General features: G+C 37.4%; 18 protein-coding genes. 12 read left to right on the top strand and 6 right to left on the bottom strand.

Annotated features, from left to right (window positions below; all coding sequences use genetic code 11):
* The first annotated feature begins 76 nt into the window (after window positions 1-76).
* Window positions 77-1,864 (top strand): response regulator, encoded by a 1,788-nt coding sequence (locus AC23ME_RS12115; protein WP_487728030.1) that lies wholly within the window; start codon window positions 77-79, stop codon window positions 1,862-1,864.
* Here AC23ME_RS12115 and AC23ME_RS12110 read toward each other — a convergent pair.
* From AC23ME_RS12110 to AC23ME_RS12100, 3 genes are all read right to left on the bottom strand, one after another.
* On the bottom strand, window positions 1,854-2,585 hold the full coding sequence (locus AC23ME_RS12110) for an MIP/aquaporin family protein (protein ID WP_487728029.1): 732 nt from the start codon (window positions 2,583-2,585) through the stop codon (window positions 1,854-1,856). The two genes, AC23ME_RS12115 and AC23ME_RS12110, sit on opposite strands and share 11 nt — an antisense overlap.
* 88 nt (window positions 2,586-2,673) lie before the next feature.
* Window positions 2,674-4,158, bottom strand: a complete 1,485-nt coding sequence (gene glpK / locus AC23ME_RS12105) for a glycerol kinase GlpK (RefSeq protein WP_487728028.1) — start codon at window positions 4,156-4,158, stop codon at window positions 2,674-2,676.
* A gap of 21 nt (window positions 4,159-4,179) precedes the next feature.
* Entirely contained in the window at window positions 4,180-5,772 is a 1,593-nt protein-coding gene (locus AC23ME_RS12100) for a glycerol-3-phosphate dehydrogenase/oxidase (RefSeq protein ID WP_487728027.1), read from the bottom strand.
* A gap of 150 nt (window positions 5,773-5,922) precedes the next feature.
* Here AC23ME_RS12100 and AC23ME_RS12095 point away from each other — a divergent pair, with 150 nt between their 5' ends.
* From AC23ME_RS12095 to AC23ME_RS12050, 10 genes are all read left to right on the top strand, one after another.
* Window positions 5,923-6,684, top strand: a complete 762-nt coding sequence (locus AC23ME_RS12095; RefSeq protein ID WP_487728312.1) for a DeoR/GlpR family DNA-binding transcription regulator — start codon at window positions 5,923-5,925, stop codon at window positions 6,682-6,684.
* Window positions 6,685-7,070: 386 nt separating this feature from the next.
* Complete coding sequence (locus AC23ME_RS12090) at window positions 7,071-10,388, top strand: SusC/RagA family TonB-linked outer membrane protein (RefSeq protein WP_487728026.1); 3,318 nt, start codon at window positions 7,071-7,073, stop codon at window positions 10,386-10,388.
* 12 nt (window positions 10,389-10,400) lie between these two features.
* Window positions 10,401-11,984, top strand: coding sequence for a SusD/RagB family nutrient-binding outer membrane lipoprotein (locus AC23ME_RS12085; RefSeq protein ID WP_487728025.1), 1,584 nt, complete (start codon window positions 10,401-10,403; stop codon window positions 11,982-11,984).
* Between the two features lie 20 nt (window positions 11,985-12,004).
* A complete protein-coding gene (locus tag AC23ME_RS12080; protein WP_487728024.1) occupies window positions 12,005-13,597 on the top strand; it encodes a DUF5689 domain-containing protein in 1,593 nt (530 codons plus the stop codon).
* Between the two features lie 57 nt (window positions 13,598-13,654).
* Window positions 13,655-14,461, top strand: coding sequence for a hypothetical protein (locus tag AC23ME_RS12075; protein WP_487728023.1), 807 nt, complete (start codon window positions 13,655-13,657; stop codon window positions 14,459-14,461).
* An 80-nt stretch (window positions 14,462-14,541) separates the two neighbouring features.
* Window positions 14,542-15,900: a hypothetical protein gene (locus AC23ME_RS12070; RefSeq protein ID WP_487728022.1), complete on the top strand. Its 1,359-nt coding sequence runs from the start codon at window positions 14,542-14,544 to the stop codon at window positions 15,898-15,900.
* Window positions 15,901-15,985: 85 nt separating this feature from the next.
* Window positions 15,986-17,401, top strand: coding sequence for a calcineurin-like phosphoesterase C-terminal domain-containing protein (locus AC23ME_RS12065; protein ID WP_487728021.1), 1,416 nt, complete (start codon window positions 15,986-15,988; stop codon window positions 17,399-17,401).
* A 73-nt stretch (window positions 17,402-17,474) separates the two neighbouring features.
* Complete coding sequence (locus AC23ME_RS12060) at window positions 17,475-18,377, top strand: glycerophosphodiester phosphodiesterase family protein (protein WP_487728020.1); 903 nt, start codon at window positions 17,475-17,477, stop codon at window positions 18,375-18,377.
* A gap of 68 nt (window positions 18,378-18,445) precedes the next feature.
* Window positions 18,446-19,804: a glycerol-3-phosphate transporter gene (gene glpT / locus AC23ME_RS12055; protein ID WP_487728019.1), complete on the top strand. Its 1,359-nt coding sequence runs from the start codon at window positions 18,446-18,448 to the stop codon at window positions 19,802-19,804.
* Between the two features lie 2 nt (window positions 19,805-19,806).
* A complete protein-coding gene (locus tag AC23ME_RS12050; RefSeq protein WP_487728018.1) occupies window positions 19,807-20,493 on the top strand; it encodes a GDSL-type esterase/lipase family protein in 687 nt (228 codons plus the stop codon).
* Between the two features lie 136 nt (window positions 20,494-20,629).
* Here AC23ME_RS12050 and AC23ME_RS12045 read toward each other — a convergent pair whose 3' ends face one another.
* Entirely contained in the window at window positions 20,630-21,103 is a 474-nt protein-coding gene (locus AC23ME_RS12045; protein WP_487728017.1) for a DUF4890 domain-containing protein, read from the bottom strand.
* Between the two features lie 353 nt (window positions 21,104-21,456).
* Entirely contained in the window at window positions 21,457-22,233 is a 777-nt protein-coding gene (locus AC23ME_RS12040; RefSeq protein ID WP_487728016.1) for an XRE family transcriptional regulator, read from the bottom strand.
* 132 nt (window positions 22,234-22,365) lie between these two features.
* Between AC23ME_RS12040 and AC23ME_RS12035 the strand changes: the two genes are divergently transcribed.
* Window positions 22,366-22,710, top strand: a complete 345-nt coding sequence (locus AC23ME_RS12035; RefSeq protein WP_308850153.1) for a GIY-YIG nuclease family protein — start codon at window positions 22,366-22,368, stop codon at window positions 22,708-22,710.
* Window positions 22,711-22,800: 90 nt separating this feature from the next.
* Here the strand turns inward: AC23ME_RS12035 and AC23ME_RS12030 are convergent, their stop codons facing one another.
* Window positions 22,801-25,935 carry a basic secretory protein-like protein gene (locus tag AC23ME_RS12030; RefSeq protein ID WP_487728015.1) on the bottom strand — a complete coding sequence of 1,045 codons (3,135 nt, stop codon included), beginning with the start codon at window positions 25,933-25,935 and terminating at the stop codon, window positions 22,801-22,803.
* Window positions 25,936-25,944: the final 9 nt, after the last annotated feature.

The following is a 25,944-nucleotide window of genomic DNA, read 5'->3' as shown; positions in this document are numbered from 1 at the left end:
ATTTTTGAGTAATATTGGCTGTGTAAACTTGCTAATCCCTTGTCTTCTTCTGCTGATATCGCTATTTTAGCTAAATATGCGCTTTACAAATCAATTTATCGCAACAATAAAAGCTAGAGAAGATGATACCATCAATCAGGCAAGGATATTGATGTTGTTTTATCTGCTATTGGCCTATTGCAGTTTCGGTTTGCTGCTGGCCTTTGCATACGCCTATACAGAACAGGTGCCTCAATTAATCAGAGCATCGGTAATTTCTTTATTTGCGCTGTCTCTGTTAGCGGTACTCTATTTTTTTAATTCTTGGAGAATAATATCCCACTTCGTTCTATGGTTAATCACTGTGTTGGGAGTTTGGGCAAATCTGCTGATATACGTACAAGGCATGAACGCAGCCACGTTGCAATACATTTGGCTGGCGTCGGCATTGGGGTTTTATATGCACGGCTCAAAATGGGGATGGTTTTATGCTAGCTTAAATATCATTCCGGTTTTATTAGATGCAGCTATTTCTAGAGAAGGATATTTTTTCTTGAGCGATGGCCCGCAGGTGATAGCCAGACCTATTTATGTATTTGTTTTAGTGTTTGATTTCGTAGCCATTGCGTTTCTACATTATTTCTTTTTTAGGGCATTTAACAAAAATATCACCGCATTAACCATTACAAAGAATCAGCTTAATGAAATTAACGAGAAACTGAGCAAAACGGTGCTAGAGATTAACGAATTGTCTAACGCTAGAATGAATTTTCTATCCACTATGTCGCACGAGTTGCGAACACCTCTAAATGGGGTAATAGGACTAACTAACGTGTTGCTATTGCAAGAACCTAGAAAAGATCAAGAAGAAACATTAGCAGTTTTAAAGTTCTCTGCCGAAAATTTATTCACTTTAGTAAATGATATCTTAGATTTTAACAAACTAGATTCTGAAATGGTAGAACTAGAACGCATTCCGTTTAATCTATCAGATTTGGTTGCTAATATTTACGCAGCAACTAGGTTAAAGGCAGAAGAAAAACATTTAGATTTTCGTTTGGACGTAATTCCTAATTTGAAGGATATTACTTTGTTGGGTGATCCAACTCGGTTAACTCAGGTTTTGCTTAACCTTTTAAACAACGCAATTAAATTTACTGAAAAAGGAAGTGTTGTATTAACATGTAGCAGTCCTGCTTTGTCTAGAGATAGCGCTGTTGTAAGGTTTGTGGTAGAAGATACAGGAATTGGAATTGAAAAGAGTAGGCAAAATGAGGTGTTCGAGGTGTTTGTGCAGGCATCTGCAAGTACAAATAGAAACTATGGTGGTACTGGCTTAGGATTACCGATTGTTAAAAAAGTGCTTGAACTCTATCAATCAAGCCTACTGATGGAAAGTGGTTTAAACAAAGGAACAAAGTTCTCATTTGATATATCGTTTCCGCGTAGGGACGATGCAGCAGCTGAGCCAACTAAGAAAAAACATCCTCAAGTCGAAGACAATCGTGTTTCTACACTAAAAATATTAGTGGTTGAAGATAACTTAGTGAATGTTATGGTAACCAAGAAAATTTTAAATCGTTTCGGAATATTACCAGATGTAGCAGAAAACGGCAAAATTGCGCTAGACTTGGTTCAGGAAAATAGTTACGATTTAATTTTGATGGATCTTTATATGCCCGAAATGGATGGCTACGAAGCTACCAAGGCAATTAGGAGTTTGCAGGGCGATAAAGCATCTGTACCAATTGTAGCGCTTACGGCAACGGTAAATAACCAGGTGTTAGAAGATACAGCAGGAGTAGGGATGGATGGTTACCTGTCAAAGCCTTTTCATCCGAACGATTTGCTTGATGAACTTAAAAAGTATATTGCTATAATTTAATATATAGATGTAGCAAGGTAGCAAAACTGGCGCCAATCAATGGACCAACAACTGGTACCCATGCATAATCCCAATTACTAACTCCCTTGCCTTTCATTGGGATAAGGCTGTGAACAATTCGAGGTCCTAGATCTCTCGCTGGGTTAATTGCATAGCCGGTAGTACCACCTAAACTCAATCCAATAACCCAAACTAAAAAGGCAACAGGAAGCGCACCAACTGAACCTAAGCCAATTGGTGTTTTTTCTTCGCCCATTTCTCCTCCAGTGATATAAAAGATAACGAAAATAAGCACGAAAGTGCCCATGATTTCTGAAAACAAGTTTGATAGTTTGTTCGGGATTGCAGGGCTAGTAGCAAATGGAGCGGCTTTTAGGCCTTTATCTTCAGTAGCATCAAAATGGTCTTTGTAGAAAATCCAAACTAAGAGCGCACCGAAAATAGCACCACCAATTTGTGAGATGGCGTAGTAAGGCACTTTGCCCCACTCGAACGCACCAGCTATTGCTAGTGCTACCGTTACCGCCGGATTTAAGTGTGCGCCACTGTGAGGGCCAGCTACAACAACACCCACAAACACAGCAAGTGCCCATGCGGTAGTAATTACCATCCATCCGCTGTTGTTGCCTTTGGTGTCTTTTAAAACAACATTTGCTACTACACCATTTCCTAAAAAAATTAGGATAGCTGTACCAATAAATTCTGCTATGTAAGGGTTCATAGGTAGTTAACTGATTTTTGTATTGTTAATTGTTGTACTGTTAAATGTGGGATTTTACTGCTTACTTTAAACTGTTAAACGAAAACTGCTAACTAGAAAAAGCAATTGCGGCATTCACCGCTTTTTTCCAACCATCAATACGATCTTCACCTACTTTTTTGGTTGCTGCAAAGGTTTTGTTAATTTGCCATTGTGATTTAATCTCATCAACATCTTTCCAAAAACCTGTAGCTAAACCAGCTAAGTAAGCTGCACCAATTGCTGTAACTTCGGTCACTTCAGGCCTAATCACTTTACAATCCAATAAATTTGCCTGAAATTGCATTAACAGATCATTTGCGGTAGCGCCGCCATCAACTCTAAGCTCAGTAATGGGTGTGCCTGCATCGGCCTGTATGGCATTCAAAACATCCATTGTTTGATAAGCGATACTTTCTAAAGCAGCTCTTGCAATATGCGATTTGTTAGTTCCTCGGGTAATCCCTGTGATGGTTCCCCTTGCATCTTGGTTCCAGTAGGGGGCACCCAAACCTGCAAAAGCTGGTACAATGTAAACACCATTTGTGTCTTCAACTTGTTGAGCTAAAGTCTCCACCTCCGAAGATTTTTGGATTAGGCCAAGTTCATCGCGTAACCATTGTACAACGGCGCCAGCAATAAAAATACTGCCTTCAAGCGCATAATTAACTTCGCCATTAATTTGCCAAGCAATAGTTGTTAGAAGGTTGTTATTCGATTTTTTTGCAGTTTTCCCAATGTTCATAAGCATAAAACAGCCCGTGCCGTAGGTGTTTTTAACCATGCCGGGTTGGGTACACATTTGTCCGAATAAAGCAGATTGTTGATCGCCAGCAACTCCGGCAATCGGCAGTTTCGCTGCTAAGATGTTGCCTGCAGTTTTACCGTATACTTCGCTAGAAGATTTAACTTCAGGTAACATCGATTTTGGGATGTCAAATAGAGCCAAAAGTTCATCATCCCAGGTTAAAGAATGAATATTGTAGATCATGGTGCGGGAAGCATTACTTACATCGGTTATGTGAACTTTTCCAGCAGTTAAATTCCAGATTAACCAACTGTCGATTGTGCCGAAAGCCAATTCGCCGTTTTCCGCTTTCTCACGTGCGCCTTCAATATTTTCTAAAATCCATCTTACTTTGGTGGCCGAAAAGTAGGAGTCGATAATTAAACCGGTCCTATCTTGAATGCTCTCAGCTTTTCCTTGTTCTTTAATGCTAAGGCAGTAATCTGATGTTCTTCTATCTTGCCAAACAATGGCATTGTGCACCGGTTTGCCTGTATTTCTATCCCAAACTACAGTGGTTTCCCTTTGATTGGTGATACCGATGGCTTCAATGTCTGCTGCAGTTAGACCAGCTTTAGCTATCGCTTCTGTTGCAACCGATAACTGGGTAGACCAAATTTCATTAGGATCATGTTCTACCCATCCAGGTTTTGGATAAATTTGAGTAAACTCTTTTTGAGCTATGGCAATAATTTCGCCGCTGTGGTTAAAGACAATAGCTCGCGAGCTAGTAGTCCCTTGATCTAGAGATAAAATAAATTTGCCCATAACGTTATATTTGGTCGAAGTCTAAACTGCTAAAGCAGGTTCCTTCTTTTCTACTTTCGTTTTGTAGGTATAGCCTTCTGCTAATTTAACAAAAGATTTCACTTGATCATCTTCCCAATTTTTATCTGCGCCTGCTTCTTTTGCCATAATAGCCGCAACTGTAGTACTCATTTCTATTGCTGCTTTTGCATCGATAATAAGCACTCTCAAACGTCTGCTCAGCATATCCTCAACGGTTTCTGCCATTTCGTTTCTTACGCTCCATACCACTTCTGCATGGGTGTAAGGGAAATTCGGATGCAATTTTTGGCCCAGTTCAGGATTTTGCTTAATTAAAGTTTCGATTTCCTGCCTGTCCGATCCGTAGATGTTCATATAGTTTTCGTCTATCGCATTTTCGCAACCGTGAATGGCTAAGTTTTCAGTTTGGCAAGCTTTAGATTGAAGTTTAGCTTCTTTTATGGCTAAATCAACTGTTTCTTCTGCCATTCGACGATAGGTAGTCCATTTGCCTCCTGTAATGGTGATCAGTCCTTTTGCCGAAACCATTAACTTGTGGTCTCTACTGATTTCTTTAGTGCTATTAGAATTACTATCAGTAGGGGCAGCTAATGGACGTAGGCCAGAAAATACGCTTAGAATATCATCCTCAGTTGGCTTCTTCTTGAAATAGCTTGCTGCAGTGCTTAAAATGAAATCAGTTTCTTCTTTTAATGCTCTGGGCTCTAGGCTGTGTTCGTTTAGTGGCGTGTCTGTTGTACCTACCAATAAATGATTGTGCCACTGTACAGCAAATAATACCCTTCCATCAGAGGTTTTAGGGATCATTAATGCAGAATCGCTATTTAAAAATTCCTTCTTTAAAACAATGTGCACACCTTGGCTAGGTCTAACCGTTTTTTTAGCATTAGAATTACTCATTTGCAGAATTTCATCTACAAAAACCCCAGTAGCGTTAATTACGATCTTTCCAAATAAATTGAAAGTTTCGTTGGTGATAGCGTCTGTAGCTACAACACCTTTAATTTTGTCACCATCTTTTATAAGGCTGGTAACTTTCATATAGTTTACCAAAGTTGCGCCTTGTTCTTTTGCCGTTTGTGCAATGTTGATAGCAAGTCTAGCATCATCAAAACGACCATCGAAATAACGGATAGCACCCTTAAGACCTTCCTCTTTTACGCCTGGCATAGTGCTCAAGGTATCTTTTTTAGAGAAAAACTTCGATGTTCCGAAACTGAAACGTCCAGCTAACCAATCGTAAAGTTTTAAGCCGATTAAATATTTCGCAACCGAAAACCAATCGTAACAAGGAATAAGAAATTCTTCCTTATGAACTAAGTGTGCTGCATTTTGCTGCATCAAACCTCTTTCTTTAAGTGCATGCTTAACTAATGCAATATCACCTTGCGCTAAATATCTAACCCCACCGTGTACTAGTTTTGTACTTCTACTCGACGTACCCTTAGCAAAATCAGCTTGTTCGATTAATAACGTTTTTAAACCTCTACTTGCAGAGTCTAATGCCGTGCCAAGTCCAGTTGCGCCGCCGCCAATAATAATAATATCCCATTCAGATTGGTCAACTAGGTTGTGGTGATGTATTCTCTGCATAACAAATTGTAATAAAACGAAACAATAAGCAATTATAAGTAATCAAAATCGAAATAATAAATACTTTTTCAAAAATATTTTTCTTATGTAAATATGATGACGGTTTTTATATTAATTATTAAATTGCGATTAAATATAAACGCTATGAGCATGACGCTTGCCGAAAGGCATCAATTTATACTTAATCGTATACAACAAGACCAATATATTAATGTGGTAGAACTTTGTAAAGAACTCAAAGTTTCCTCGGTAACTATCCGTAAAGATTTAAAGCTTTTGGAGGATAAAAACCTGCTTTTCAGAACACATGGCGGTGCCACGTTGAGTAATCCGTACACTGTAGATAGATCTGTTAATGAAAAAGAAAAGATGCAGTCTTCAGAAAAAAACAGAATAGGAGCAGCTGCTGCAAAACTATTAAAGGAGAACGATTCTATAGTGGTTGCTTCTGGAACAACTTTGCTTTATTTTGTTAAAAGTATTCCTAACGGATTGAATTTGACTGTTGTAACTTCTTCTCTCAATATTTCAATAGAGTTTTTGCGCAACCCAGAGGTAGAAGTAATACAGCTAGGTGGTTTACTTCGAAAGAGTTCTTCTTCGGTAATGGGGTCTTATGCCGAACAGGTTTTGCAAGACTTTTATTTTAATACGCTGTTTTTGGGCGTTGATGGTATTGATTTAGAGCATGGGTTTACGACTACAAATGCAATGGAAGCGCATTTAAACCGTCAAATGATTAAAGTTTCGCAAAAAGTAGTCGTACTTGCCGACTCGACTAAATTTAATAAACGTGGTTTTGGTAAAATATGTGGTTTTGAGGATGTTGACCAAATTATAACCGATAAAGGTGTTTCTCAGCAAATGATTAATCATTTAGAAGGATTGGGGATTACCGTAACTGTGGTTTAAAAGTAAATTTCTATACATAATCGAAAAGGAGGCACTGTCGCGAGATAGTGCTTTTTTTGTGCGTTTTGTTTTCGTAATATTTCTTATTGCTTTCGATTTGGTTCAATATCAGATTTGTTATATACGTTTAATTGATATATAGCGGCTGTTAAAAAATATATTTTCATTTTTTTTGATTATTTGAAAATTATATTTAGTTTCAATTTGTTTTTATATTATCATTGCGAAATATTTAATAACCAAAAAATAAATAATTTGTAATTGCGAATTGTTTCAAAGTACCTTAATAGCGAGTTAATACAGAGTTAACAAAGGCAGACTACTTTTGCGACATTCGGGAAAAATTATAAAAAGAAACTAGTAAAATAACCCGATATAAATTAATTATGAACAAAACAACTACTCAAAAGGCTAGCATGTGTATGCATGCAGCGAGATGCGAACACATCTCGCAGTCACACCTTTCTGTAATTGGTATTTTGAAGAAGCGATCGTTTAGAAATGTATTTAGCATGGCATTTCTATTTGCTGTGCTGTTTCAATTTTCGTTATTACATGATGTTGTGGCACAAACATCTCAAAACATTACTATTAAAGGTACTATTTTAGATGATGCAGATGGTACAGGTGTACCTGGCGTTAGTATCACGGATAACACTAGAAAAGTGTTGGGCTTAACCGATGGTAACGGAGGTTTCTCAATTAGCATAGCTAGAGGTACTGCTGTTAATTTTACGATGATTGGCTATGCCACCGTAACTAGAACATTCGCAAATGCGCAAACTGGCATTAATATTAGAATGACATCTTCTACAAATGAATTGAATACGGTTGTAGTAACTGCCTTGGGTATTAAGAGGGAAGAAAAAGCATTAGGTTATGCTGTAACCAAGTTAGATAGTAATGCATTTACTGATGCAGTAGCTAGTAACTGGACAGATGCGCTTTCGGGTAAAGTGGCAGGCTTAAACTTGGTGCGTAACGGCGGACCGGCAGGTTCTAATAAAATAATTTTACGTGGAGAAAATAACTTGACTGGAGACAACGAAGCATTAATCGTTATTGACGGGGTTGTGGCTTCAAGTAGTGCCAGACGTTCAGCGGGTACTGGAGGTGGAGTTTATGGAACAAGCGGTGATATTATGCCGGCAGATTTTGGTAGTGGATTAAATGACTTAAATCCTGATGATATCGAAAACGTAACGGTTCTTAAAGGCCCAGCTGCTTCTGCATTGTATGGTCAGCGTGGTGCAAACGGAGCTATTATTATCACTACCAAATCAGCTACAAAGGGTAGAAAGACGGTTGGTATAACATTTACATCTAATAGTTCTTGGGAAAATGTGAATAGAAGCCCTGATGTTCAGCAAGAATTTGGACAAGGACAGTTTGGTGTTTCTTATTTTTCTTACGGAAATACAGATGATGGCTCAAGTACCAATGGCACAAGTGCAACTTGGGGAGCTCCATTTTCTGCAGGTGGTATGTTTTATCAGTTTGATCCTGTAACGAAAACTAGAGGGGTTAATAGAACTCCTTGGGTAGCCTATGCAAATCCAATTGATGCATTCTTTACTACCGGTTATGAAACTTCCCAATCGGTAAGTTTGGATGGTACTTATAAAAATGTTGGACTGCGCCTTTCAGCAAGTCATGGTGATAATGACTGGATAGTTCCTAACACTGGTTTAGAGAGAACTACAGTTTCATTAAATGCAAACACCAATTTAACAAAGAAACTGAGCATGAATTTAAAAGTTCAGTATAGCAATAGAAATAGCGACAATTTGCCAGCAACAGGTTATGGTAACCAATCGTTAATGTACTGGTTTATGTTTGCGCAACCAAACGTAAATACAGATTGGTACAGAGATTATTGGGCGCCCGGACAGCAATTTCGTCAGTTGGTAAACATTACAACAACAAACCCAGAAAGTCCTTACGCAATTTCAGAGCAGTACTTAAATGGTCAGAGACGTAACGGTTGGTTAGGTAATTTGCAATTAAACTATAAGTTCACTAAAGAATTAAGTTTGATGGTTCGTGCTTCTGGAGATTTAAATAACGATGTTCGCGAAACTCAGCGCCCTTGGGATGCATCTGGTAACAAGTTTGCTCATGGTTCTTACCGTATCGCAGATATTCGTTCTTATGAAATCAACGCAGATTTCATGTTGAAGTATGACAAGAAACTTAGCAAAGATTTACAGATGACTGCTAACGTTGGTGGTAGTCAGATGCGTAATCACTATAATAGATTAGAAAAAAGAGCTGACGGACTTGCAATTCCAAATATCTATAGATTAGATAATAATGAAAATCCTTTAGTATTGGTGCCAGATACTGCAAGATACAGAATCAACAGTTTCTATGGTGCGATGTCTTTCAGCTTCAAAAACTATCTATTTTTAGATCTTACTGCACGTCAGGATTGGAACAGTACATTAGCTACTTTAACTAGAAAAGACAATGTTGGATTTTTCTATCCTTCTGCTAGTATGTCGTTCGTTGCGTCAGATTTTTGGACAATGCCTAAAATGGTAAGCTTTGCAAAATTAAGAGCTTCGATTGCCCAGGTAGGTAGCGGTAGTACTATTCCTTATAGAACTCAATACACTTACTTAAATGCTGCAGACGGTATCTATCCTGATAGTGCGATGAACAATCCTAGGGTATTGCCAAATCCAGATCTTAAGCCTTTAATTACAACTACGATAGAGTTAGGTTTAGATTTGAAGTTATTCAAAAATCGTTTGAATTTTGATTTAGCTGTGTACACAGGTAATACCAAAAATCAAATTTTAAATAGAATAGTTGATAAATCTACAGGTTATAACGTACAAGTTGTAAACGTTGGTAGGGTAGACAATAGAGGTATTGAATTAGCTGTGAATGGCACACCAATACAAACCCGTTCATTTAAATGGACTTTGAACGGAACTTTTACTGCAAACAGAAATACCATCAAAGAATTGGCAGACAGTTCTGTTGTATTACGTACCGGTGCTTTAGGCGGCGGACAAGTTGTAGCGAATGTTGGCGGCAGTATGGGTGATTTATACGGAAGGGGTTTCTTGCGTTCTCCAGATGGACAAATTGTTTTTGATCCTAACACTGGTAATGCTTTAACTAATCCTTCTGAGCTTTTCTATTTGGGTAACACATTACCTCAATTCAGATTTAGCTTTGGTACTGGAGTAACTTTCAAACAAATTAGTGTAAATGCACTTTTTGATGCTCAGTTAGGAGCAGTAGGACATTCACTTACATTTTCTAGGATGGCAGCTCTGGGTAAGCTAAAAGTTACGTTGCCTGGTAGATACAATGGTGTTATAGGCGAAGGTGTAATTCAAAATCCTGATGGAACTTATCGTCCAAATGATGTAACTGCAACTAACTTTGAAACTTATTATACTTCTTTATACGGTTCGGATCAAGCGGAGGGAAGTATTTTTAGAACAGATTATGTTAAGTTTAGAGAGGCTAATATCACCTACGCTTTCAATAAAAAATTCTTAAAAAGAATCGGTTTTAGTAAATTAACTATAGGAGCGTACGGACGTAACTTGTTTGTTTGGTCACCTTGGCCAGCATTCGATCCTGAGTTTGGTACATTGGCTGGTTCAGATATCGTACAGGGCTTTGAAACTGGGCAGTTACCTTCTACCAGAACAATTGGAGCTCGTTTAGTTGTAGGCCTTTAATTTATAAAGATTATGAAAAAGAATAGAAATACGATTATATATATACTTTTGGCCGCATTTGCAATTTCCAGCTCTTCGTGTACCAAAGATTTCGAAAAGACAAATATAGACCCAGTTGGAAAGGCAAGAGTAGATGCACATCAATTGCTTGCGCCTGCTCTTGTAAATGTATTGAGTGCCAATATGGTCCGTAACCGTAACTTCAATAACGAATTGATGCAGGTTACCGTAGATATTAACGACTCTGAAGGTAGAGTTTTTAGATATGATATAAGGAATAATCTAGCCGATTATACTTGGAATAACTGGTATTTGAATATTACGGATCTTAAGGATATCCATACTATCGCTAGTAACCCAGCAAGTTTAAATAAGTCATACCAAGGTATATCGTTGATTACTCAAACTTGGGTATATTCTATGCTTACAGATATGTTTGGAGATGTTCCCTATTCTGAGGCTAATAAAGCTTGGGTAGATAACAAGCCTGGTATTTTAGAACCTAAATTTGACAAGCAAAAAGATATTTATCTTGATATGCTAAACAAATTGGAACAGGCTAATGATTTGCTTAAAGATGGTACCGCTATTGTAGCAACCAGTGATCCCGTTTATCAAGGAGACGTTTCTAAATGGAGAAGATTTGGTAATTCTTTATACCTAAGATTATTGCTTAGGATAGCTGGTAAAGCAGATGTTGCAGCTACTACTATAGCTAAAATTAAGGAGATTGTTGATACTAATCCTGGTAACTATCCAGTTATGGAGGATAATAATCATACTGCTAAAATTTTATGGAACGGAACAAATAGCTCGTCCGCAGTGTATTCTTCACCGTTTATGGTAAGTGTGAGAGCTGTAGATTTTAGAGGTCCGGCTATTACCGATTTTTTCTTAGATAGATTAGTAAGTTGGAATGATCCACGTACTAGACCTGCATTGGGGAAAAATAATGTGCCACGTTTCGGTATCGCACAGGGACCTAGTGGTTATACTGGTGTTTCTAGTGGTTATGCAGCGGGAAGCGGAGTAGTTAAACAAGCTTACTTTTATTCAGATGCTCAAACTAACGCTCCTACGACTTTACAGACTGATCCTTTTACTGGTATCATTATGAATAGTGCTGAGGTGGCTTTCATTAAAGCTGAAGCTGCAGCTAGAGGTTGGATAAACGGAACTGGTGAAAACTACTATTACAAAGGTATGGTAGATGCGATTAACTATTGGTTACCGACTTTCATTTCAAGTCCAACTGATGCTGCATTTCAACAATATGTTATTGATGCAGATATTATGTGGAATAACGCTTTGCCTTTAGATAATTTAACTCCTGGAAGCGATAGCAAGTTAGAAATGATCCATATTCAAAAATACTTCGCTATGTTTTTGGTAGACATGCAACAATGGTACGAATTTAGACGTACTGGACATCCAATTTTACCAAAAGGCCCAGGTTTGGCTAATGGAGGCAGAATGCCAGCTAGACTTAACTATCCTCTTGTGGTGCAATCAACAAATCCTACTAGCTACAAAAATGCTGTCGCTGCTCAGGGAGCAGATAATATCAATACGTTAGTTTGGTGGCAAAAACCTTAATTCATAATAATTAAAATATAATGAAAAAGATATTCAATTTTATAATGCTGGGTGCAGTTCTTTCAGCCTTATTATTAGCCTGTAAGAGAGATAGCGATTACATCAAAAGTAATGCAAGTCCGTTCATTTCTAATTTCGATTTGCGTAAACTTTATAAAGGTGGCGACGTTGCGCTAAATACCGAACTTATGCGAGGAGCCAATTCTTTACGTGGTCAAGTAGTATCAGATCATTCAGGGAATAACCTTCCAGCGGGGCTACTGATAGTTCAGAATATTAGACGTGTTGGTAACGGTATAGACTCGTTACGCGGTATGGCTATTAATATAGGTGCAGATGCAGCTAAGTATGTTCCTGGCGATTCTGTTCATGTTAATTTGGAAGGAGGCGTGATTAAAAGAGTAGACGGGATATTGCAAATAACTGGTATTGATGCAAGTAAGGTGACAAAAGTTGCTTCTAATATTGCATTAAAAGCGAACAGGGGCTTTGCAAATCAGATCGTTGCAAATCCAAGTGCTTTTGAATGTACGCTTCTTACAATTGTTAAAGGTACTTTTAATCCTACATTATCGCCGACAGATGTTATGCAAGGCAGTAAAACACTGAATGATGGAACTTCTGATATTGTAATGTATACAGGACCTAACGCTACTTTTGCAAATAAAATCCCTCCTTATTCTGGTAACTATACCGGTATTGTATTTAACGTTGTCAACAATGGTGTATCTACAGCTCAGCATAGAGTAAGAAAGGCGGATGATATCGTTACGTTAAGTTCAGAAATTGAGACTACCGCCGCAGTAATATCTGGTTTTATGGCTGATGTTGCTGGTGGAGATAATCGTTATGAATACGTTCAGTTACTTGCTACTCAGGATATTAATTTTGCGGTTACTCCATTTTCGGTAATTATTTGTAACAATGCTGGTGGTGCAGCCCCTGGAGGTTTTCCTACTAACGGATGGGTGTCTGGATCGACCATTAACGTGGCGCAGTTTAGGACCTACAAATTTGCTTTGACTACAGGTAGTGTAAGTAAAGGAGAGTTTTTCTATGTAGGTGGTGATATGAAAATGATAAACGGAGCAAGTTCTACCTCGATGGCTTCTTCTAAATGGATAAGAACAATTAACCATTTAACTACCGCTGGTGATGACGGCGTAGGTATGAAAACACAATATGGTACTTCAGCTGCGGGTTTAATGGCAAATAGTGGTAATGCATTTGGTATAGCGCTATTCAATACCCGAAATGTGACAAAAGATACCAATCCTATTGATGTAGTATTCACTTGGACCAATGGTCAGTTGTATAATGCTGGCCCACCAGCAGTGGGTTATCGTGTGGCTAATAACGATTTTTACGATAGAGTTGACCCTATAACACTTAGAGAACAACCTTTTTATAGAAGTGGTACAAATATTCAGCACCTAGGCGCTTACCCAACTGCAGATTTAGGTTATTTTAATAAGCTAGGTGGTATTTATAGTGCAACTTTAGGTAAATGGGTACAAGCTAGAAGTCGTTCTTTAGTGCTTCTAACTAAACAATCTCCAGTTACTGAGATAGAAACAGCAAACGGAGGCACAGAGGTTACAACTGTTAGATAATAAAATTAAGGGAGAATTTATTCTCCCTTTTTTACTTACCTAAAATATAGATAGGATATGAAAAAAATAACAACGGCTTTATTGCTAGCCTTAAGCGCTAGCTATGCCCAGTCTCAAGTGGTTGTTTCTGGTTACATTGCAAATCCAACTGGATCTGATAAAAACCAAGAGTACGTTCAATTGCTGGCAACAGAAGATATCGATTTCTCTAAGAACAACTTAGCTTTAGTAGTTTGCAAAAACGGAACAACGGTAGCGCCAAATCCTGGACAGCCTGCGCCGCAAGGTTGGGCAACAGGTGGCGACAGAACCTATAAATTTAACATCGTTAATGGTGCTGTTAAAAAAGGTGAGTACTTCTATGTCGGAGGAAAAAAGAATATCAACGGTGCTAAGTCTACAGATATTTCTTCGGCAAAATGGATAGTGAGCAAAAACTATTCTGATGAAACTGGCGATGGCTATGGTAATACAACTGCAAGTTTATTTCCAAACTCAGGAAGAGCAGTAGGTATAGCAGTTTTTGCTACTAAAGATGTTGTGGCTAGTACAGTTCCAATTGACGTGATTTTCTTTCAAGGTACCAGCGGCGGCAATTTATGGGATGCAGAACAAGGTTATTTGATCTGCGATAACGATTTATACAATACAAAGTTAAGCCCATATTTTAGAGGTAAGGGTAGAAATAAAGCTGCTTTCCAAAATGCCGAGGAATCGGACACGGCTCCATATTTTACGAAGTTAGGAGGACTTTATGATACAACTGCCAAAAAATGGCTTACAGCTAGAAAGAATAATTGGATTACCCTAAAAGATGATAGTAAGTTGTCGGATATTGAAGAAGACGCAACGAGGTTGAAATAGGAAGCATTTTATTAGTAAACGTTTTGATTTATACTAACCAAATAATTAACGAAAACTAATTAATCTTAAAATCAAAAATTATGAAAAAACTTTTACTTACTTTTTCTTTGGCTGCTATTTTATTATCGGCTAAATCACAAATTATCGCTACAGGCGTAATGGCTGATCCTGGAGGCTCAGATGCAAGCACTTCAGCTGGTGTTAAAGCTTACGAGTATATGCAGTTTAAAGCTACTCAAGATATTAATTTTGCTACAACCAACTATGCTGTCGTAGCGCTTTATTTCGGGGCGGCGTCTTCAGTACCTGCTCCAACGGCAGGATGGGCATCTGGAGGAGCTATTGTTTATCAGTTTAATCTTACTTCGGGCAGTGTATCAAAAGGTGATTTTTTTTATGTTGGTGGTGATGGTCAAGCAATAAATGGAAGTGGATCAACTGATATTAGTGGAGCGAAATGGATTAAGAGCGTAGATTATGGTAAAGTTGTTGGCGATGGTCTAAATGCAGCAACTAGAACTGGCTTATTTGTAAACTCTAATACAGCAAATGGTATAGCTGTTTTCAATACAACGTCGATTTCGGAGACTACAATACCTATAGATGTTGTTTTCTGGGGAACTGCTAATGCAAATCATTATCAAGCAGGTCCGCCAGAACTTGGGTTTAGAATTTGTAACAACGATTTGTATTCTACTACAAATGGGGCATTTTTTAACAAAGGAACTAATACTGCAGTGACTGCCGCTACTCCTTATGCTTCCAATTCCTTCCAAAAATTTGGAGGTGTTTACGATCTTGAAACAAATACATGGACAACGCCTAGATCATCAACTACTATCGCCTTAAATTCTACATCACCACTTACAGCTATAGAAACAGGCGCAGGTGTGACCGTCTTACCAGTATCCCTAACCTCTTTCACTGCAAAAGCAAACAAACAAGGTTCTGTAAACTTAGCTTGGTCAACAGCGTCAGAAAAAGATAACTCACATTTCGAGGTAACTCGTTCTGCAGATGGTGTAACTTTCAATAAGTTAGATGAAGTTAAAGGAAATGGAAATTCTGACGTAGTTAAAAATTACAACTTTACCGACGCAAAACCTGTAATTGGCGCAAACTACTATCGTTTAAAACAAGTAGATTTTGATGGTGATTTTGCGTTTTCTAGCGTTGCTACTGCAAAAGTTGGTTTAGCTGGCGATAATTTAACGGTATCGGTATCAGCAAACAGATCATCTGTTTCTGTAAATTATACTGCAGCAACTAGCGGAAAAGCATTATTCAATATTTACAATGTTTCTGGAGCAAAAATCGCTACAGTAGAACAAACAGTTAATGTTGGTGCAAACCAAATCAATATTCCTGTTAATTTAGTAAATGCAATACACGTGTTAAACGTTACGCAAGCGGGAGCAAGTGCTTCTACTAAGTTTTAAGAAAAAAATATACTGGAGCAGAAGGCAGGATGTGCCTTCTGCTCTTTTTAATTTAAAACATCCACAACAACTAACACTAAACACAATGAACCGTAGAATATTTTTAGAACGATTTGGATTACTTGCTACCGGAATGGTGGTAAGCTTAAAATCAAATGCTTTTAACCAGCTTAAAAATGGCGGCACAATTACAGGTACAGTTACCGATGGTAAAAATGCAATTGCTAATGCTGTGTTATCAGACGGTTTTGCAGTAGTAAAAACCGATGCTAGTGGTCGTTACTCAATCACGCTTAATGATAAATCTGAATTTTTGTTTTTAAGCACGCCTTCTGGATACGATTTTAAAACTGATTTTGGAAGTGTGAACCGCCAGTATGAAACTTTGGGCGCACGTAACGAAATCAATTTTACTTTAAAGAAACTAAAGCAAAACGATGATAAGCATCATTTTATCATTTGGGCAGATCCGCAGGTGAAAAACAAAAAGGATGTAGCTCAAATGATGGAAACCTCGGTGCCAGATGTAAAACGATTACTGAAAGATTTAGGATCAAAAGCGTTAGTGCACGGTATTGGCGTAGGCGATTTAGTATGGGATGCTTTGCCACTTTTCGACGATTATAACAAAGCAGTAGAACTGATGGGCATTCCTTTCTTCCAATGTTTAGGCAATCACGATATGGATTACCGTCAAGGTGGAGATGAGACTTCGGACAGAACTTTTAAGAAATACTACGGACCAACTTATTACTCATTTAACAGGGGCGAAGCACACTACATTGTACTAGATGATGTAAGGTATTTGGGCGAAGAAAGAAAATACGATGGTTATATCAGCGAAGAGCAACTAGCTTGGATGGAAAAAGATTTGCAGTACGTACCCAAAGATCAATTGGTAATTATTAATGCACATATTCCAATCCACAACAGTGTAAAGAACAACGAAGCTTTTTATAACATTTTGAGGAGTTTTACAAACGTGCATGTAATGACTGGTCATACACATTATAACGTTAACGTAATTAGAGATGGTGTTTTCGAGCATAATCACGGTGCAGTTTGCGGTGCTTGGTGGACAGGTCCAATTTGTAGTGATGGGGCACCACGTGGTTACGGTGTTTACGAGGTGACGGGAAAGAAATTGAAGTGGTACTACAAAGGAACTGGTCTAGATAGAAAACATCAAGTGAGTTTAGATATAGAAAAGCTTACTGGGAATAATCGTATCATCGCCAATGTTTGGAATTACGATCCAGAATGGAAAGTAGAATGTTTTTTAGATGGAACATCAGTTGAGTTAGAAAAGATGAAAGGGTTTGATCCTGAAGCGGTAAGGCTGTATAAAGGAGAGAAATTGCCAGCTTCACGAGGATTTGCTGAACCAACAAGAACAGAGCATTTATTTATGGCGCATTGTAGTTCGGCTGTTAAAGTAGTTAAAGTTGTAGCTACAGATCGTTTTGGAGAAAAATTTACAGTAGAGAAAAAAGTTAATTAGGTTACATAAATTTAACTTTACAACCTTTCAACTTTACAACCTTTCAACTTTATAACTTTACAATAAAAAACATATGAAAAAACTGTTTTACCCATTTGGGATTTTAATTTTCGGAATAACTGCCTGTTCGGTTAATAAGACCACAAAAGTAAATCAAGTAGATTTTCCAAAATTTAGTGCAGAAGCGCATCGTGGAGGTAGGGGGTTGGTACCAGAAAATACAATTCTGGCAATGAAGAATGCGATGTCTTACCCTGCCGTAACTACACTGGAAATGGATACGCATATTACCAAAGATGGGAAAGTGGTAGTTACTCACGACGATTACCTAAGTCCAGGTTTTATGCTCACCCCAGATGGTAAGGAAATTCCATCAGCTGATGCTAAAAAATACAATGTTTTTCAAATGAACTACAGCGACTTGAAAACATTTGATATTGGTACGAAATTCCATAAAGATTTTCCGAAACAACAAAAGATAAAAACTTACATTCCTTTACTGGCAGATTTAATTGACAGTGTCCAAACGGAAATCAAGGCAAAAAATAAGAAACAGTTTTTTTATAATATCGAAACTAAATGCGATGCCAAAGGCGATGGAATATCTAATCCAGCACCAGCAGTTTTCGTGAAATTATTGATGGACGTTATTAAATCTAAGAAGATGGAGGCTTATGTGGTAATTCAATCTTTTGATAAACGTACTATTCAAATTATCAATAAAGAATATCCAAATATTAGAACTTCGTTTTTAGTAAGTAACAAGAAAACTTACGAACAGAACATGGCCGATTTAGGATATAAGCCATTTATTTTAAGTCCAGCTTATAAAATGGTCAATGCCGAATTTATCAAAAAAGCACATGCCGATGGTGTAAAAGTAATTCCTTGGACGGTAAATACAGCCGAAGAAATTTCTAAACTAAAAGCATTGGGCGTAGATGGCATCATTACCGATTATACAAACCTTTTATAAGTTTAGCAACTGCTTTACGCAGTTAACCGATTAAGTATTAACCAAAAAACAAATACTAACCAACCAAAATGGGATTTAACATATTTCCGCCAGCGCCACATAAACCACAATTGCCAGAAGAACGAGTGAATTCATCATACTGGAGATTAAGGTTGCAAGTGTTCGCAGGTATTTTTGTAGGCTACACCGCTTACTATTTCGTTCGAAAGAATTTTTCTTTTGCAATTAAAGATCTTCAAGATAATTTAGGTTATAGTAAAGCTGAATTAGGCATTGCCATGTCGGCACTTTCAATAGCTTATGGTTTAAGTAAGTTTTTAATGGGCAACGTTTCCGATAGAAGTAATGCTCGTTACTTTTTAACTGCCGGATTGGTTTTGTCATCACTTACCATGATTTGCATGGGTTTCTTTCCGTTTGCAACATCATCAGTGGCAATAATGTTTGTGCTTTTGTTCATCAACGGCTGGGTACAAGGTATGGGATGGCCGGCTTCAGGAAGGGTAGTGGTGCACTGGTACTCAATTAAGGAACGTGGAACTGCCATGTCTATTTGGAACTTAGCACACAACGTGGGCGGATTTTTAGTTGGTGCCTTAACCATTTGGGGCGTAGAGCTTTTTATGGATTGGCAAGCAAAATTGTACTTTCCAGGATTAATTGCCATAATTTTTTCGCTAGTAGCATTTTTTTTGGTGAGAGATACACCTCAGTCTATGGGTTTGCCGCCAATAGAACAGTATAATAATGACTATCCTAAAACCTACGATGCTTCTCAAGAAAAGGAATTTACAGCAAAAGAGATTTTTCTAAAATATGTACTAAACAATAGGTTGCTTTGGTTTATTGCTATTGCCAATGCCTTTGTTTATCTGGTGAGAAACGGTATTGTCAATTGGGCGCCTACATTTTTACAAGAAGCTAAACAATACACCTCAGATCAGGCTGCTTGGTCGGCTTCTGGTTATGAGTTAGCGGCAATTCCGGGCACTATTTTATGTGGTTTGTTAAGTGATAAAGTCTTTAAAGGTAGAAGGGCACCAGTAACAATCATTTATATGGCTTTAACCTTTATTGCTGTTTTTGTGTATTGGGAAAATCCAGTAGGTAATATGATGGTGCAAAATGTATCATTATGGGCAATTGGCTTCTTAATTTATGGGCCTGTAATGTTAATAGGTGTACAAGCCTTGGATTTAGTACCGAAAAAAGCAGCGGGTACAGCTGCTGGTTTAACTGGTTTATTCGGTTATTTCATTGGCGATTTATTAGCAAATGCAGCTGTTGGTGCATTGGTAGATGATTATGGCTGGGATGCGTGTTTTATCGCTATTTTAGTTGCCTGTGCTCTAGCTATTTTCTTCACTGCTTTCACTTGGAACAGAGAAAAGAAAAACTTAAACAACCTTACACCTTTATCTCATTAATTATGATTACTAAAAATAGATTTTTCATTGTTGCTTTAGCTTCTTTGTTGTGGTTTGGCAGTGCAAATGCGCAAACCAAACCTTTCGATAGCACTTATCGTCCAGGGAAATACAAAGAACTGGTTCAGAAGTTCAATGCTGATCCTATTACTAAAAAAGAATTTATTTTTTTAGGAAACAGTATTACCGCGGGTACTGATTGGAATAAATTACTGAATTTGCCAAAGGCTAAAAATAGAGGTATTTCTGGGGATATTACTTTTGGAGTTTTAGAACGCTTACAAGAAGTGATTGATAGAAAGCCTGCAAAAGTTTTTGTATTAATTGGGATTAACGACATTTCTAGAAATATTCCAGACAGCCTAATCTTAAGAAACTATAAAACTATTGTTGAGCGGATTAGAAAAGGTTCAAAGAAAACTCAAATCTACTTCTATACTTTATTGCCAGTGAATGCTTCTTTCGAAAAATTTAAAAATCATTATGGTAAGGATGAACATATCCTTTATTTAAATGATGAGATTAGAAAGTTTACGGCTAAAAATGTAACTGTGATCGATTTATATCCTCACTTTTTAGATGGTGATAAGAAACTAAGAGCAGAGCTTACAAAAGATGGCTTGCATTTAATTCCTGCCGGATATGAAGTTTGGAAAGAAGTGTTAGAAAAAGGTGGCTACTTGAAGTAATCTGTAATTAGACTTACGAAGTTTTCAAAACTTCGTAAGTCTTTCTTTTATTTGAAATAACCCTTGCATCCTGTCATTCTGAGCGCAGCGAAGAATTTATTTCTCCAAAAGTCGAAATTAAAAAAGTGCTTTCTAATTAACTTTTAGTTGGGGTTCGCTCAGCTTTAGGCGCTTTATGAAATCTGCCTTTGCCATCTTTCATTCTCTCTTTCATCTTGCCCTTCATTTCTTCTCTTGATGCCGCTAACTTAGTTTTTTGCTCTGTAGTTAATACAGCATCAATTTTATCCTGATGTGCTTTCATGCTAGCTTTTCTCTCTTCGAATTTTGCTTTCATTTTAGCTTCATCTTTTTGACGCAAGCCATCGTGCTCCTTAATTCTATCGAGCTCAATTTGTTTAATTTTAGCTTTCTGATCTGCCGTTAAGCTTAGCTTCGTTTCTAATGCCGTCGCTGCCTTTTCCGCTCTTTCCTCAGCAGATAACTTTACTCTTTCGTTTCTATGAGTTCTCTGCACTCTTTCAGCTCTCTCAGTTTTTTCTGTTTGTTGTGCGTAGCTTGCTGTGAAACCTAGTACGGCAATAGCTACAGTTAAAAATAATTTTCTCATCTCGTTAAATTTTAAAGTTTCATTGTATTTATTATTGAGATGGAAAGATTAGGTAGTGATTTAAAATCAACTCTGTTAAAAAATGTTAATATGCGAGCTCTATTGCTAGCTTTTGGAAACTAGCCCGTAAAACTGATGCTGAAATGAATTCAGCATGACGGAATGTTCGTTAAGCGTCACCCTGAATTTATTTCAGGGTCAGCAATACAAGAAGATTAATAGTAATTATAAATTATTGATGTAGAAATCTAGCTTTGGATTATAAACTGATATATGCCACAGATGCGCAGATATCAGTTTAATATAACTAGGTTGTTAAATTATTTTAATCTGTGCATCTGTGGCTCCAAGAACTAATTCTTATTCAGTTGCGAAATTGATTTTTGCATTTGCGCCATCATGGTAGAAAGTGTTTCGATGGTTGGCTCTGGAGTTGGTTCTGGCAAAGCAGTAGACAGGTATGCTTTTGCTTTCCAAATTTCCAAGATATCATCTGCTGGTACTGAATACGGGTCGTAAAGTTTATTGTCTGAAATCAATTTTAGCTCTCTTTCTTCTTTGAACTTGTTTCCAGCACGCTTATAAACCACTCCTTCGTTTTTACTAATAATCACATAGGTTTCGCCAATTTTCAAGTCGTTCCAATTATCTAGATATTCTCCTATTATAATACTACCAGACTGAATAGGCAACATCGAATCTCCTTTAATCTCAAAAGCCCTGTAAGTGCCTTGTTTCAAAGAGGGGATAGGTAACTGGAACTTTGGTAGGTCTTGAATATACTGTGGATCTGAAAATCCATTCAAATAACCAGCACTTGCTTTAACAGGAACCAATTCGATATTCTCGTTATCATCCTTATCTACTGAAATACTTAATACACGTAGATTAGATCCTTGGCTTTTCGGCTTAGGTTTCCAATTGTCATTTATTTGTTCGTTGATGAATTCATCGATGGATAATTCGAAATATTCTGCTATTTTTTTTAGTAAATCATACTTAGGCTCTGCTCTGTCTTCTTCATAAGCTCCTATTAAAGATCGCTTAATTTCCATGTTATCAGCAAATTGTTGCTGTGTTAAACTTTTTTTCTTTCTGAGGTATTTTAGATTGGCTGAGATGTTAGACATACAAAATAATTTAAAATAAATTTGTTTTTACTAAAATTGTTAGTATTATTGTGCCAATAAAATTAGTAATTATAATTTGAACCGCCAAATAATATCTAATATAATTAGTTTTTGACTTAAAGCTGTAGCATTATGAAAAAGATAGTTTATATCGTAACCGACAGAAACCGCACTACTTTACACGTTGGTATGAGTGCTGATTTGATGAAGACTTTGGACTTTTATAAGAAAATGCCAAATCTTTTTTTTGATAGTGCGCAGCAGTTAACTCGTTTGGTTTATTTCGAAGAGTTCAGAACGGAAGCTCAAGCTTTAAGTAGATTTAAAACTGTAAGTAGATTTACCAGAGCACAAAAAGAAAGATTGGTACGTGCTTGTAATCCAGATTGGATTGATTTGACTATAGGTTTAGATTTCGAAAGTATGCACATCCACCAGAAGATCAACAACCAATCGATATTACCTTTTGCGGTATAATACTATTGTCATTCCGAAGAATGGGGAATCTGTTTAAGAAAAAGTACCCAAAACAGATTCTTCACTACGTTCAGAATGACAAACCGCCAATTACCAACCTGGTGCAAAAGTTAATCCGAACACACCGCCTTTTACATCTTTACGCGTAAAAGGGAAGGCATAGTAAGGTTCTAAAATCATTGCCCCGAATAAGTTTACCCTCACAGATACACCCGCACTCAAAACTGGTACTCGTTCAATTAAATATTGTTGTCCGTTTGGATAAACGCCAATTCTAGTTGCTGAGGGTTGACCTTTAAATACTACCTCTGTGTCTTCTGTCCAAGCTACAGCAGCATCAAAAAACAAGTTTAAATCTGTAAACAAGAAGTTAGAAGGTATTTGTGCTAGCTTTTTTGGACCAGTAAAAGGTAGTCTTACCTCAAAATTAAATACCGCCAATTTACTTCCAGATAGTTGGTTAATATCTAATGTACTTGTGTTAAAGCTTTGATTGTTGTAAAACGAATTAGGCTCATATCCTCTGATGAGGTAATTATAACCCGCAAAAAGTGGGAAAAGATTTTCCCCATCTCTGCCTAAACGAAGATAATTATAAGAACGTACAGCAATAGTTACTGGCTTAATTCTGAAGTATTTTCTTAAGTCGGCGGCTACCGCAACAAAATTAAAATCACCATAATATTTTTCTGCACCTACTCTATATCTAAAACCATCTAACGGTGCGGTAACACCAAAAATTGAGTTATCACCAACAAAGTAAGCGTTTGTTTGAAATATAGAGAAGCTATTTAAAGGCTGACCTAAAGAGCTTGTAATTTCATCTTTATTGAGCTTTTCACGATCAGATCCTTCAAAGCCAATAATTTGAGCACTATCAGGTGTTAATCTATAATAGTTGTTAAAACGATCAACTCTATAACTGTATCTTGAAACCGCTCCGCCTACTTCAAACCTGTGCGCTTTGTTAAACGGATAGGCAGCAAACAATTGAATCTGATCTTCAAATGTCCTCAATATATTAGTTCGCTCAACATAATATGGATTTGATTGTGGATTTTCTCTAATGATATCTCTGCTTAAAAAACCTGTAATGTAAGGAATGTGAGAAACTGCACCACCCCAGTTAATTCTGCTAGCTTGGTTAATGTATGCTGCCATACCACCAAAATCTTGGATTTCTCCGTTAATGGCTAAGTTGGCTACAATCTGGTTTTGCCCTACAATATCACTAAACATACCCATTACACCGCCTTGCATACCTGTACCAAAACGACTAGTACTAACGCCCACTCCGCCACTGTTAGCCAAATGATCCAACTTAAATTTCGGACGATAAGGGATTTCACGCATTGAATTTTCTGGTGTACGCTCAAACCTTTCGAAATTGCCAAGATTTGAGTTAACAATATTTACACCTATTGTTTCTTTTGGAGGCAAAATAGCTGCATCAAAGTTTACATCAGTAGCGTTAACATCTTTTGCCCGGAAGTTGCTATAGGCGGAATTGTAAAGCGTGTAACGTTGATAACGATAATAGCTGTAAATGATATCATCGTCTCTCGAAACTGTAATAGCAGGAGAAAACTCTGTGATACCGCTAATTCCAGTGAAATAATCAGTTAGTTGCTTTACGTTACTTGTCTCTAAATTGTATTCGTATAAATTTCTAAAACCATCACGATTTGATAAGAAGAAAATACGCTTGCTATCTCCAGAAAACTGTGCATTAAGGTTATTAGCGCCTGGAAATACTGGAACGTTACTCAGCGCTTTAGTAGCGATATCGTAAATGGTTAAATTGATAGGATTTACGGCAGCGAAATTGCCAGACTCTATAGCTGCTCTATCTGAAGAAAACACAATCTTTTTGCCATCTGGCGAATAACTAGGTGCATAATCGGAGTGTTCGTCATCCGTAATTTGGGTAACTTGTTTAGTATCGAAGTTATAAGAAAATATATCACTTTGACCTTCTACCATTCCCGAAAAAGCAATGTCTTTTCCATTAGGTGACCAAGTTAAATTTCCGAACTGCTCAACCTTACCCATATCGGTTTTTAGCGCCGTACTTCCATTATTTATATTGATGACCAACAATTGGTTTTTACCTCTACTGAAAATACTGAAAGCAAATTGTTTACTATCTGGCGACCAAGCACCAGCAGATTCTAAGAAGTTAAAATCATCAATATGTGTATTGGATATTTGACTACTCAATTTCCTGATAATCTTTCCGGTTTTGGCATCTGCCAAGAACAAATCGATACCAAACAGATCTTTTTCAGACAGAAAGGCTAAATATTTACCATCTGGACTAATTGCAGGAGCGACGTTCATGTTTCCTGCATTTTTATTATCTATAATTTTAGCACCTGATATTTTAATTTGGGAACTATCCGCCCTTAACATTGGTCGGTAATGCTGCTCTATGGCATTTTTCCATAAGCCCGATAAAGTTTTATCATCATAACCAAAAGTGTATCTGATACCGTTTTCGTAACCAAACCTTGCAGTAGCTTTAAACAATGGAACAATGGTGGTGTCTCCGTAAAGCGAACCTACAAAAGTCCAAAAAGCTTGCCCGTAACGGTAGGGGAAGTATTTATTTGAATTAGTCAAGTCTTTTAGCGATGGAATATCCCTGTTCAATAAGGCATCACGCATCCACATTGAGGTAAAAGCGTCTTTTTTTCCTACAGAAAGATATTCGGCCATACCTTCAATCATCCACAAGGGTGTTTGTCCAATGTTTTCTAGAGGTATAGAATCTCTTTCTAATAAAATATGATACTGGAAGGCGTGCACCAACTCGTGACCTAAAACATGTCGGGTTTGGCTTCCTAATTCCATCACTGGCATAATCACCCTGTTTTTAAACGCTTCCGTAACACCACCAGTTCCTACGCCAATTTCACCTTGCAAAGCAGTCGTTTGCTGAAAATCGGGATGGGTGCTGTAAAGAATAATCGGGTTCTTTTTAAAGAAAGTATCCCTGAAAACTTCTTGGTGCATTTTATACCAAGTTTCAGCATCTCGGGCAAATCTCTTCAATACCTTATCATTTTTTAGATAATAGTAGATGTCGAAATGAGGTGTTTCCAGTACTTTAAATTTCTCGTTTTTATAACGGACCTTGTTTTGTCCGAAATATTGCGCTTGCGATGCGTAGCAGCACAAAACTAGTGCGAAAACTAAAGTAACTTTTTTTATAAAATTGTTCATAAAACGAAT

This window comes from Pedobacter sp. T50_32, from assembly GCF_057652195.1.
The sequence above is the reverse complement of the archived record's forward strand: the minus strand, read 5'-3'. Positions and strand labels throughout refer to the sequence as shown.